The sequence below is a fragment of the Leucobacter sp. L43 genome, from assembly GCF_016597785.1.
Lineage (GTDB): Bacteria > Actinomycetota > Actinomycetes > Actinomycetales > Microbacteriaceae > Leucobacter > Leucobacter alluvii.
In genome coordinates this window covers 1,864,347-1,876,487 of the sequence record NZ_JAENJG010000001.1, presented here as the reverse complement: position 1 = coordinate 1,876,487, position 12,141 = coordinate 1,864,347, and the positions used below count along the sequence as shown (strand labels likewise).

Sequence of the window (12,141 nt, the reverse complement as noted above, 5' to 3'; positions counted from 1 at the left end):
GGCACTCACCCTTCACGCGGAGACCTTTCAAGGTGGAAGGCGCAGGAACGACACGAGAGCGGAGGCATGACGTGAGAGCAATGACCTATCGGGGGCCGTACAAGGTGCGGGTCGAGAACAAGCCCGAACCGAGAATCGAGCACCCCAACGATGCCATCGTCCGCGTGACCCGGGCCGCGATCTGCGGGTCCGACCTGCACCTGTACCACGGACTGATCCCAGATACGCGGATCGGTCACACCTTCGGCCACGAGATCGTCGGGGTCGTCGAGGAGGTGGGGTCATCGGTGCGTCACCTCTCGCGCGGCGATCGCGTCATGGTGCCGTTCAACATCTCGTGCGGCTCCTGCTACTTCTGCTCCCGCGGTCTGCTGTCGAACTGCCACAACGTGAACCCGAATGCGACCGCGATCGGCGGCATCTACGGGTACTCGCACTCCGCCGGCGGCTACGACGGCGGCCAGGCCGAACTCGTGCGCGTCCCGTTCGCCGATGTGGGACCCATGATCATGCCCGACTGGCTGGACGAGGACGACGCCCTGATGCTGACCGACGCGTTCTCGACCGGCTACTTCGGCGCGCAGCTCGGCGAGATCGCAGAACGCGAGACCGTCGTCGTGCTCGGAGCCGGCCCCGTCGGGCTCGCGGCCGCCCGCTCTGCGTGGTTCATGGGGGCGGGTCGCGTCATCGTGGTCGACCACCTCGACTACCGGCTCGAGAAGGCACGAACGTTCGCGTTCGCCGAAACCGTCGCAATCGGCGAGCATCGCGACCTGGTCGTCGAGATGAAGCGACTCACCGACGGGCTCGGGGCCGACGTCGTCATCGACGCGGTCGGCGCCGAGGCGGATGGCGGCGCACTGCAGCACATCACCTCCGCGAAGCTCAAGTTGCAGGGGGGCTCCCCCGTTGCACTCAACTGGGCGATCGACTCGGTGCGCAAGGGCGGCCGCGTCGCCGTGCTCGGCGCGTACGGTCCGCTCCCGTCCGCCATCCGCTTCGGAGACGCGATGAACAAGGGAGTGACCATCCGAGCGAACCAGGCGCCCGTGAAACGGCAGTGGCCGCGCCTGCTCGAGCACATCCGGAACGGCGATGTGCGCCCTGGCGAATTGCTCACGCACCGACTCCCCCTCGAGCACATCGGCGAGGGGTATCACATGTTCTCCTCGAAGCTCGACGACTGCATCAAGCCCGCGATCATCCCCGGAACGGAGTAAGCCATGCCCTATCGCGCCGATCACCCGAACCGCGCGCCCTCGTCGGAGGCGCTGCGAGCTCGCATCCCCGGCTGGGGAGCCGATCTCGATACCGCGCTCCGCCCCTCCTGGCCCATGGAGACCGCCGCACCGGAGCCCACCGGTGCGCACTGGGACTTCCCCGACCGCCAGCGCGAGCGCGGCGACCGCGAGCGGTCGATCGAGCATGAGATGCTGCCCCCGGTGTTCGGCACGGCGCAGCCGTTGCACGGCGCGTCGGGCGTCATCCGCCGGCTGGCGTATCGCCGGTTCGGAGAGGGGAAGAACACCCGCTGGCTCCTGCTCGTGCTCGGGGACCGCGTCGATGCCGTCGCAGCGCACCTGCGCTCCTTCGCCTCTGCGCGACCCGACAATCCGGTCACGCAGACCGGCGTGCTCAGCGAGTCCCGCCGCCACCCGGTCCGCTCGCGCCTCGGGCGGGGTCGCGTCGATCTTCGGCACGCCTGGCTCGACCCCATCATCGTGGCAGGCCCGTGGGTCGTCTGGGCCGCCGTCGTCGTCTCCCTGCTCACTCGAGGACGACGCCGTGGGTGAGGCCGGGATGGTGCCGCCGCGCGACGGCGTGCGCCTCGTCACCGACGACATCGCGATGATCACGCGGGCCAATGTCAACTGCTACCTCGTGGACGCCTCAGACGGGCCGGTGCTGGTCGATGCCGGCCTGCCGGGCAGCTGGAGCCTCGTGCGGAAGGCTCTCACCCGATTCGGGCACCGCCCCGGCGACCTCACGGCGGTGCTGCTGACGCACGCGCACTTCGATCACGTCGGGCTCTGCCGCACCCTGCAGCGCGAGCATGGGGTTCCCGTCCTGGTGCACGACGCCGACGCGCCCCTGCTGCGGCATCCCTACCGGTACGCGCACGAGTCGGTCCGGCTGAAGTATCCGCTGCGGTATCCGGCGTCCCTCCCGGGGCTCGCCCGCATGGTGGGGGCCGGCGCCCTGGGCGTGCGCGGGGTCGACTCGGATGGTGATCTCTCGGGGAGTTCGGGCGCACTGGGTCGCTTCGCTTCCGTGTTCAGCCCCGGCCACACGTTCGGGCACTGCGCACTGCGGTACTCGAGCTCGCAGGGGGGCGCACCCGTCGACGTGCTGTTCACGGGCGACGCGCTCGTCACGTACGACCCCTACACGGGGAAGCGCGGCCCGCGGATGGTCGCACGGGCTGCGACCGCGGACGCCGATCTCGGCTTCCGTTCGCTCGACGACCTGGCGCGCACGCGGGCCGCACTGCTCCTCCCCGGGCACGGTGCGCCGGACGTTCGGGGAGCCGCGCGAGCGGTATCGGAGGCCAGGCGGGTCGGCGTGGACTGAGCGGGATTCAGCAACAGGGCGGCGTTTCCATTGTCGATTCAGGAGCACCGCGCCCCTCGTGGGCCCGATTCGTGCGCGATCACCTGCGTGCGCTCCTCGAAACGCGTCAGAAAGTACGTACACTGACCCGGTGAACCGAGAATCGCACAGGCGCACCAACGGCACGCGCCGCACGCTCATCGAGGCGACCATCAGCGTCATCGCTCAGCACGGCCTCGCGGGGGTCACCACTCGCCGAGTCGCCGAAGTGGCTGGAACACCGCTGGGGAGCGTGCACTACTGGTTCGCCAGCAAGGAGTCCCTCCTCGACGCCGTGGCCGCTCACGTGCAGCAAGCGACGGATGCCGGTCTCGGCACCCCTGGCTCGGGATTCGATCTCGGTGCGCAGATCGGGTGGCTGTTCGATCGGACCATCGAGATGCCGCTCGAAGACCATCTCGCGATGTTCGAGATCCTCGCGCATTCTGTGCGCCGGGGCGGGACGGGACTGGCCGATGCGAATCACGAACAGATTCGGGCGCAGGCCGTGCAGCTGCTGGAGCCCTGGCGCGACGGCGCGGATGCGCAGCTCCCGGGCGGCTTCGCGGCACTGGTCACGCTGGTGCACACCACGATCATCGGCACGTGGTTCGGGCATTTCAGCGCTGACACCGAGACGCTCCGCGGCGGGATCCGCCTGCTCGGCGCCCTGCTGCGCGATGTGCCGCGCGACGCCCCAGTCGCCCCAGTCGCCCCAGATCCTGCGTAGGTCACTGCAGTACGACGATGCGATCGTCCCCATCGCGCGGAGCACCTCGACCGTCGGTGTTGTTCGTCACGGCCCAGAGCTCGCCCGACGGCGCGACCACGACATCGCGCATCCGCCCGAGCGCACCGGCATCGTGCAGCTTCGACGCCGTCAGATCATCCAGGGGCACCTCGCGGATGGACTCGCCCCGCAGATTCGCGATCCACACGCTCCCGTCGTGCACCGCGATGCCGCTCGGACTCGCGTCGGCGGGCTGCCACTGCTGCACGGGATCGACGAACTCGGGATCTTCCGCTGCGCCCTCGACCTCTGGCCACCCGTAGTTCCCTCCGGGTTCGATCACGTTGAGCTCGTCCCAGGTGTTCTGCCCGAACTCCGAAGCCAGCATCGTGCCGTCCGGGGCCCAGGCGATGCCCTGCGGGTTGCGGTGCCCGAGGCTCCAGACCGGCGACCCCGCAACGGGATTGTCGGCGGGAAGCGTGCCGTCGGGCTCCATCCGAAGGATCTTCCCGGCGAGCGACTCGGGATCCTGCGCAGCACTGGGAACACCGGCGTCGCCGGTCGTCGCGTAGAGCATGCCGTCGGGGCCGAAGGCGAGTCGGCCGCCGTTGTGGGTGCCTGCTGCCGGAATCCCGTCGAGCACGACGTCGGGATCGTCGAGCGCAGGCCCGTCATCGCCGTCGAGCAGCGCGAAACGCAGGATGCGGTTCTCGTCGCCCGCGGTCACGTATGCGTAGAGCGCGCGCTCGTTCGCCGCGAGCCCGAGCAGGCCGCCCTCCCCGCCCGCGCCGACCCCGGCGATCGTTGCGAGCTCGCTCGTCGCTCCGGCAGTGTCGAGCGCGAGGATCCGGCCGCTGTCGCGTTCGCTCACGATCGGCGTCGAGGCGATGAAGGCGATTGACCACGGCGTCTCGAGCCCGCTCGCGATCACGTCTCGGCTCGGCTCGGAGGTCCCTGGCGCATCGCTCTGCGTGCCGGCGCACCCGCCGAGCAGCACGGTCGCGAGGCAGCTGGCGGCGAGCGCGCTCAGTCTGCGCATCTGCGCGGGCCGCGGACAGGGCTGCGGCATCAGCTCGCCGACGCGAACGCGTCGCGCACCTCGTCGTGCGGCAGTGCGAAGCTGGCGTGGCCGTCGCGGCCGACCATGTCGCGAGCAGCGACGAGCGCGTTGAGCACGGCTTCCTCCGTCGCCTCGACGACCGCCGTGTAGAGCCCGTCGATCGCGCCCCAGCTGACGTGCTCGATCGATTCAACGGTTCCGGCCGGAGTGCCCATCCGGGAGCCCAGCCCGCCGCTGTTCGCCGTCGAGAATGCGAGGAAGATGTCGCCGGAGAAGTGGCTTCCCGTGGTGCCCGTGCGCGCGAGGCCGAGGGGGACGCGGCGCGCGAGTGCGCGGCACTGGTCGGGCAGCAGCGGGGCGTCGGTCGCAACGACGACGATCACGCTCCCGGCTCCCGGCACCGCCGGCCCGCGAGCGGTGCCGCTGGCGGCCGCGACCTCGCCCTCGAACCACCCGCTCGTCTCCATCGGGCACGGAGCCTCGGAATCGCGCCCCAGCGGCCGGCCCACGACGCGGAGTTCGCGTCGCGATCCGAAATTCGCCTGCAGCAGCACCCCCACCGTCCAGGTGCGCTCGCCCGCGGGCACGAGCCGGGATGCCGTGCCGGTTCCGCCCTTGAATCCGTAGCAGTTCATCCCGGTGCCCCCGCCGACGTTGCCCTCTGCGATCACTCCGGAGGCCGCCGCATCGAGGGCGGTATGCGCGTGCTCTGGCCGCACGCTCCCGGCGTTGATCGAGTTCAGGTACCCGTCCCACGTCTCGCCGACGACGGGGAGCATCCACTGCGCGGCAACGGCCGGCTGATGCTGAGCCAGCCACTGATCGACGCCCTGATGCACCGCGCCGACGGCGTGGGAGTTCGTGATCGCGATGGGCGTCTGCAGCTGGCCGGCCTCCTCGATCCAACTGCGACCCGTGAGTTCGCCGTTCCCGTTGAGCACAGCGACGCCTGCGGCGCACGGCGCCCCGGCCAGATCGGCGCCGCGCGGCAGGATGGCGGTGACTCCTGTGCGCGTGACCGCCGGGTCGTCGGCGACGAGGGTCGTGTACCCGACCGTCACACCGGGCACGTCGGTGATCGCGTTCCAGCGCCCGGGCTCGCCATCGAGGGGCACGCCCAGGTCGCGCGCACGGCGCGGTTCGGCGGATGTCGTCATTCGGTCTCCTCGGGATCGGTGGCAGCGGTGGAGGCGGTGGGCGCAGCGGTCGAAGCGGCGGGCGCAGCGGTGGAGGCGGTGGGCGGTTCGCCCGAGAGCCGGCAGCCGAGCGCGATCTCGGCGAACTGCAGGGTGTTGCTGAGGTACGTCTCGCGCTGCCAATTGTCGGGATCGAGCAGGTACAGGTCGTATGCGTCCTCGAGTGCGACGAGATTGGCTGCGATCGCCGGGACCCCCATGCGCGGTGAGAAGGCGCCGAGCGCGACACCGACATCGATGATCGAGGTGTAGAGCGCGACCTGCCGTTCGAGGAGCAGCGCGATGTCCAGCCGAAAGCGCGGCTGCTCGCGGACGACCGCCGAGGCCTCGTAGACGACGCGCAGGTCGTCGCTGATGCGCTCGGGAATGCCCGCGTGGATGGTCGCACGCAGGCGATCGATCGGGTCGCGGTGCCCCTCGGCGACGGCGCGGCGGGTGTCGATGAACTCTCTGATCGCCCCGCGCACGGCGGCTTCGACGAGCTGATCGAAGCTCTCGAAGTGGTAGAGCACGCTCCCGGCGCTCACCTGCGCGCGTTCGGCGACCGCGCGCACGCTGACGCCCGACAGTCCGCGCTCGCTGATGATGCGCGACGTCGCCTCGAGCAGATCGCGGCGTCGCTGCGCGGTCTTCGCTGCTGCCATCAGTCGGACTCCGTTTCTGCTGGGGGCACTACGCTGACCGACTGGGTGAGCGCCGCGTACTTCTCCGGCGAACGCCGTCTCATCACGATAGCGACGACGACGCCCGAGATGAACACCAGGGGCACGCAGGCGAGCATGAGCCCGTTGATCGGGCCTTCGACGCCGGAGACGAGGTCGAAGTGCGTGGCGATGACGAGGAAGGCGGCGAGCAGGCCGACGGCCCCGAGGATCGGCGCGACGACCACTTCCCAAACGCCGTGCCCGCGACGGTCCTTCCAGAAGAACCCGACGACGGAGACCGCGGCGATTCCCTGCGAGAAGACGAGGCCGGCCACGCCGATCGCGTAGGTCCAGAGCCCGATGCCGAGGAACGGGTCGGCTCCTGTCAGTGCGGCCGCGAGGATCGCAGCGAGGCTGATCGCGGTGAGCACGATGCTCGCGACGTACGGCGAGCGCATACGGGGATGCGTGCGGGCGAACATCGCGGGCAGGAGTCGTTCGCGGCCGAGGGAGAAGAGGTAGCGGGAGCAGGCGTTGTGGAATGCGAGCGTGCAGGCGAAGAAGCTCGTCACGATGAGCACTTCGACGGTCACGCCCGCCCAGGCGCCGAGCGCGCTCTCGCCGGCGAGGAACATCATCTCCTCGAAGTTCTCCGACTGCGCGAGTTCGATGATGCCGTCGACGCCGAATGCGACGGTGAGCGACCAGAAGGTGAACGCGTAGAACACGGCGAGGAAGGCGATCGCAACGTACGTCGCCCGCGGTACGGTTCGTCTCGGCTGTTTCGCCTCCTCCGCGTAGATCACGGTGCCTTCGAACCCGAGAAACGCTCCGAAGCCGAAGACGAAGAGCGCACTCGCGCCCGAGGCGAAGAGCACGTTCCGGGGGTCGAACGAAGCGGCGGTCGCAGCTCCGATGTTCGCCCCGTTCTGCATGATCGCGGCGAGCGAGATCACGAGGAGAATGGCGATCTCGGCGGTGAGGAGCACGGCGAGCACTTTGGCGCCGACGTCGATCCGGCGATAGCCGAGCACGCCGACCGCGAGCACGGAAGCGATCGACCACACGCCCCAGTGGAGGTCGAGGCCCAGCAGGTGCGCGAAGGTGAGTTGCGCGAAGAAGCCCAGCAGCGCGTAGAAGCAGATGCACAGGAGGGCGTACGAGACGATCGTGATGAAGGCGACGCCGACGCCGATCGGTTTGCCGAGCCCCGCCGCGGCATAGGCGTAGAAGGCGCCGGTGTTGCGCACGTATCGCGACATCGCGGTGAAGCCGATCGCGAAGAGGATCAGCACCACGCCGCTCGCCAGCATCGCGCCCGGCGCCCCGATCCCGCCGACGAGGAACGCGAGCGGAGCCGAGCTCACCGCGACGGTGAGCGGAGCCGCTGCCGAGACGACGAAGAAGACGATGTCGAGGGTGCCGAGTTTTCCCTTGGCGAGGGTGCCGTCCCCGACGTCGTGCGTTGGGGAGGGGTGCAGATCTGGTGACACGAGAAACTCCTTTGTTCCGGTGCGAGTACCGAGCGCCCATGACGCTCGAGATTTCTGAACGACTGTATCACTTTTCGAGGAAATTGCTGAGAATCAGTTCTTCAATGCGCATTGATGACCATTACTCATGTTCAGTTCTGGGCCGTCTCACGTGCCGTAACATTGACCCGGTGACAGAACCCACGACCGATTCGGCAGACTCCTCCGCCGAGCTCGGCGTCGATCCGCAGGAGCTCGCGACCGCGCTGCGCGTGATCGGCGCGGTGCACGAGCTCCCGGCCGATCACCCGGATTTCCTCGCAGTGCGCCGCGCCACCTCCACCATGTTCAAATCGGTGAAGGACCAGCGGAGACGTCAGAATCGTGAAACGGTCGCCGCCGCCGACCGCGCCGTGATCGCCGCGACGGCGACCGGGGCCCCCGACCGCATCGACGATGAGACCCGGGGCCTCCCGCTCTCGTCGAGCAGCGAGTCGCCGATCGCGGGCGAGCTGATAAAGCCGCGCAACTGCTACATCTGCAAGCAGCCCTACACCCGCGTCGATGCGTTCTACCACCAGCTCTGCCCCGAGTGCGCGCGCTTCAGCCACGCGAAGCGCACCGCGAGCGCCGACCTCTCGGGCAAGCGCGCGCTGCTCACCGGCGGGCGAGCGAAGATCGGCATGCACATCGCGCTCCGCCTCCTGCGCGACGGCGCCCACACCACCATCACCACGCGCTTCCCCCGCGATGCCGCGCGCAGGTTCGCCTCGCTCCCCGATTCCGCCGACTGGCTCCATCGATTGCAGGTCGTCGGCATCGACCTGCGCGACCCGGCTCAGGTCATCGCGCTCGCCGACTCGGTCGCGGCGCAGGGCCCGCTCGACATCCTCATCAACAACGCGGCGCAGACGGTGCGACGCTCACCCGGATCGTACTCGTTGCTCGCCGAGGCCGAGTCGGAGCCGCTGCCCGAGGGGGCGCTGCCCGAGATGCGAGTACTCGGCAAGTCCGCGCAGCTGCACCCGCGCGCACTCGAGGCGTCGGTCGATGCAGAGGTGCACGCTGCCGAGGGCCCGCGAGGCCTCGTCGGCACGATCGCAGAGGGGCTCTCGCAGCAGCTCACCGGAGATGAGCTCAGCGCGCTCGCGCTGTCGGCTGGCGCCTCGTCGCTCGCGAAGCACGCTGACGGATCAGCGATCGATGCCGGCGGCCTCGTGCCCGACGTCAGCCATGTGAACAGCTGGGTGCAGCACGTGCAGCAGGTCGATCCGCTCGAGATGCTCGAGGTGCAGCTCTGCAACACGACCGCGCCCTTCCTGCTGATCAGCCGCCTGCGCGCGTCGATGGTCGCAGCTGCTGCACGGCGCACGTACGTGGTGAACGTGTCGGCGATGGAAGGGCAGTTCTCGCGCCGCTACAAGGGACCGGGGCACCCGCACACCAACATGGCGAAGGCCGCCCTCAACATGCTGACGCGCACGAGCGCGGAGGAGATGTTCCAGACCGACGGCATTCTCATGACCGCCGTCGACACCGGCTGGATCACCGACGAGCGCCCGCACTTCACGAAGGTCCGCCTCGCCGAGGAGGGCTTCCACGCCCCGCTCGACCTGGTCGACGGCGCAGCGCGCGTCTACGATCCGATCGTTCGCGGCGAGGCGGGCGAGGATCTCTACGGCTGCTTCTTGAAGGACTACGCGCCCAGCCCCTGGTGAGCCGAGCCGCACGCCGATCGACGTGCAGCGCTACTCGGTCTCGGGATCCGGAATCTCGTCGGGCTTGTAGTTCGGCAGACGCGACGCCGGGAGCGCAGCGACCGCACTGATCCCCGCGAGAATGAGGAAGCCGAGCTTCAGCGTGCGCAGACGCTGATCCTCGTTCAACGCGACCGCAGCGTCGATCTGCGCGGGCGTCGCCGTCGTCGAAGCCAGCACGTCGCGCAACTCGTCGTTCCCGACGAAGTTGACCGAGTCGAGATCCACCTGCTCGACGAGCTCAGCGGGAAGCTCCGGGTGATCCTCGACCGCCTGCGTCACCCCCGTCGTGAGCAGTGTCACCAGCACCGCGCCCATCACCGCCGTGCCCACCGCCGATGCCAGATTCTGCGTCGTGCCGCGGATCGAGCCGACATCTCCGGCCAGCTCCTTCGGCACCGACGTGACGAGCACGTTGAACACGAGCGTGACGAGCGCGCCCTGCCCGATCCCGAAGACGATGAGGCCGAGAATCGTCGGAATCGTCTCCCAGTTGTTCGTGACGACGAAGGCGAGCCACACGAGGGCGACGGTGGTCAGCGCAAAGGAGAACAACGCGATCGTGCGCGGCGTGAACCGGGTGTAGAAGCGCACGATGAGGGTCGCCGTGATGAACACCGTCAAGTTGAAGGGCATCATCGCGAGCGAGGTGTCGAACGGCGTTCGCCCCTGCACCACCTGGATATAGGTCGGCAGCGTGAAGTTCACCGCCGCCTCCATGAGCACGATGATGAACATCGCGTAGATCGCCGCGCGCTCCTCGGGCCGGTCGAGCACGCTGAGGTCGACGAGCGGCGTCTTCCCCCTGCGGGTGCGACGCCTCGTCCACATGAAGAACAGCTGCCCGAAGATCACGCCCAGCACGACGAGCACGGGCGCCGGAGAGAGCCCGAGAATCGAGAACGGCGCCGTGTCGCGCGCCGCCAGCACCCCCCACCCGTTGAGGTTGTTGAAGCCGAGCGTCAGCATCACGATCGCCGCACCGATCAGCACCGAGGCGATGAGGTCGATGCGCACGGCGCGATTGCCCCGATCGGAGCGCAGACCGAAGCTCAGGGCGAACACGGCGACGGCCAGAGCCAGCGTGATCAGGAACACCGGGCGCCACCCGACCAGCGTTCCGAGCGTACCGCCGATCAAGAAGGCGCTCACGCCCGAGAAGGCGCGAGCGGAGCCCAGCGAACCCACCGCCGTCGCCTGCTGATCGCCACGATAGTTCTCGGCGATGAGCGCCACGAGCGACGGCACGATGATCGCGGCGGAAGCGCCGGCGAGCACCTGCCCCGCGATCGCCCACCCGATGGTCGGCGCGAAGATCATGAGCAGCGACGAACCGGCGAACGCCACCACGACGATGCGGAAGATGAGCACCCATCCGACGCGTTGGCCCAGCTTCGCCCCCGTCATCACCAGGGCGGCGACCGCCAGTCCGTAGACGACGATCGTGGTGCTCGCCGTCGTCGGCGGCACGCCGAAATCCTCGACGAACCCGCCGAGCGAGATCGGAAGCGCTGCGACGTTGAACGACATCAGCACCTGGGCGAGGAAGAGACCGATCATCGGCGTCCACGAGCGGCGCTCGTCGACCGCCGCGCCGTTCTTCAGCTGCTGCGAATTGCTCATCCTGCGGTCTCCATCCGTGACACCCCGCTCGCGAAAAGGTTGAGGCCGAGCGCGCGAGAGAGGAACGCGCACGCCCGCTGCCCCCGCACGCTGTTGCCCGCCGGGTCGAGCGGCGGCGAGAACGAGCCGAGCGCGCCCTTTCCCGGCGAGATCGCGACGATGCCGCCGGAGACCCCCGATTTCGCCGGGAGGCCGATCTCGAAGAGCCACTCGCCAGATCGCTCGTACATGCCGCACGAGGCGAGCACGGTGAGGGTATCCCGCGCGACTTCCTCCGCCACCACGCGCACGCCCGTGATCGGATTCACTCCGCCGTCGGCGAGGGTGGCGCCCATCACCGCGAGGTCATGAGCGGTCACCACCAAAGCGCACTGGCGCGTGTACATGTCGACGATGGCGGCGGGGTCCCGCTCGAGCCGCCCGTACCCTTCGAGGAGTCGTGCGATCGCCCGGTTCCGCGTATTCGTCCGCATCTCCGACTCGTAGACCTCGGTGTCGACGGCGAGCTCCCGCCCGGCGAAGCGCGAGAGCCCGTTTCGGATCGCCTCCCACCGCGCATCGTGCGACGCTGCCGGCATCATCGCCGTCGTCGCGATCGCTCCAGCGTTGACCATGGGGTTCATCGGGCTGCCCAGGTTCAGTTCGAGCGCCATCACCGAGTTGAACGGGAGGCCGGTGTTGTTCACGCCGACGCGCTCGTGCACCGCCCGGTGACCGATCTCCTCGCACACCAGCGCGAAGACGAACGCCTTCGAGATCGACTGGATGGTGAAGGCGTCGTCAGCGGCACCCGCCTCGTACGTCGCGCCGTCCACCCCGATAAGAGAGAGTCCGAAGCGATCGGGATCGGCTCTCGCGAGCACCGGAATGTAGTCGGCGACGACCCCGTCCTGGAGCGCCGCATACCGTGCGTGCGCCTCGTGCAGTAGCTCATCGACGCGCCCCTGGCCCGGAAGCGAGCCCGTGAACGCGCGCTGACGCACCCCTTCCATATCGACTTCGAACATCGAGGCCTCCCCTGAGTCGAGTCCCCCCTGCGCCCAGTAAACTCCCGTCGCACTGCTCACCGC

Annotated in this window: 11 protein-coding genes; 5 read left to right on the top strand and 6 right to left on the bottom strand. The window is 69.0% G+C overall.

The annotated features are described in order from the left end of the window. Positions 1–71 precede the first annotated feature (71 nt). The 4 genes from JE033_RS08760 (at position 72) to JE033_RS08745 (ending at position 3,319) form a co-directional block, all read left to right on the top strand. Positions 72–1,220: a zinc-dependent alcohol dehydrogenase gene (locus tag JE033_RS08760; protein ID WP_200330829.1), complete on the top strand. Its 1,149-nt coding sequence runs from the start codon at positions 72–74 to the stop codon at positions 1,218–1,220. Between the two features lie 3 nt (positions 1,221–1,223). Then, entirely contained in the window at positions 1,224–1,793 is a 570-nt protein-coding gene (locus JE033_RS08755; RefSeq protein ID WP_200330828.1) for a hypothetical protein, read from the top strand. Beyond that, positions 1,786–2,571, top strand: a complete 786-nt coding sequence (locus JE033_RS08750) for an MBL fold metallo-hydrolase (RefSeq protein ID WP_370567928.1) — start codon at positions 1,786–1,788, stop codon at positions 2,569–2,571. Before JE033_RS08755 ends, JE033_RS08750 begins: the two co-directional genes overlap by 8 nt. Positions 2,572–2,701: 130 nt before the next feature. Next, the gene (locus JE033_RS08745) at positions 2,702–3,319 is read left to right on the top strand and encodes a TetR/AcrR family transcriptional regulator (RefSeq protein ID WP_200330827.1); all 618 of its coding nucleotides are present in this window, start codon (positions 2,702–2,704) and stop codon (positions 3,317–3,319) included. Between the two features lies 1 nt (position 3,320). Here JE033_RS08745 and JE033_RS08740 read toward each other — a convergent pair whose 3' ends face one another. The 4 genes from JE033_RS08740 to JE033_RS08725 are packed head-to-tail and all read right to left on the bottom strand — an operon-like array spanning position 3,321 to position 7,712. Then, positions 3,321–4,358 (bottom strand): sorbosone dehydrogenase family protein, encoded by a 1,038-nt coding sequence (locus JE033_RS08740; RefSeq protein WP_234037124.1) that lies wholly within the window; start codon positions 4,356–4,358, stop codon positions 3,321–3,323. Positions 4,359–4,387: 29 nt separating this feature from the next. Beyond that, positions 4,388–5,536, bottom strand: coding sequence for a P1 family peptidase (locus JE033_RS08735; RefSeq protein ID WP_200330824.1), 1,149 nt, complete (start codon positions 5,534–5,536; stop codon positions 4,388–4,390). Further along, a complete protein-coding gene (locus tag JE033_RS08730) occupies positions 5,533–6,219 on the bottom strand; it encodes a TetR/AcrR family transcriptional regulator (RefSeq protein WP_200330822.1) in 687 nt (228 codons plus the stop codon). The genes JE033_RS08735 and JE033_RS08730 overlap by 4 nt, the downstream gene beginning before the upstream one ends. Beyond that, positions 6,219–7,712: an APC family permease gene (locus tag JE033_RS08725; protein WP_200330820.1), complete on the bottom strand. Its 1,494-nt coding sequence runs from the start codon at positions 7,710–7,712 to the stop codon at positions 6,219–6,221. Before JE033_RS08725 ends, JE033_RS08730 begins: the two co-directional genes overlap by 1 nt. 104 nt (positions 7,713–7,816) lie before the next feature. On the opposite strand from JE033_RS08725, the gene JE033_RS08720 reads away from it, so the two are divergent. Beyond that, positions 7,817–9,409 carry an SDR family NAD(P)-dependent oxidoreductase gene (locus JE033_RS08720; RefSeq protein ID WP_200330818.1) on the top strand — a complete coding sequence of 531 codons (1,593 nt, stop codon included), beginning with the start codon at positions 7,817–7,819 and terminating at the stop codon, positions 9,407–9,409. 30 nt (positions 9,410–9,439) lie between these two features. Here JE033_RS08720 and JE033_RS08715 read toward each other — a convergent pair whose 3' ends face one another. Both JE033_RS08715 and glsA read right to left on the bottom strand, forming a co-directional pair. After that, on the bottom strand, positions 9,440–11,071 hold the full coding sequence (locus tag JE033_RS08715; protein WP_200330816.1) for an MFS transporter: 1,632 nt from the start codon (positions 11,069–11,071) through the stop codon (positions 9,440–9,442). Beyond that, on the bottom strand, positions 11,068–12,078 hold the full coding sequence (glsA, locus tag JE033_RS08710) for a glutaminase A (RefSeq protein WP_200330814.1): 1,011 nt from the start codon (positions 12,076–12,078) through the stop codon (positions 11,068–11,070). Before glsA ends, JE033_RS08715 begins: the two co-directional genes overlap by 4 nt. Positions 12,079–12,141: the final 63 nt, after the last annotated feature.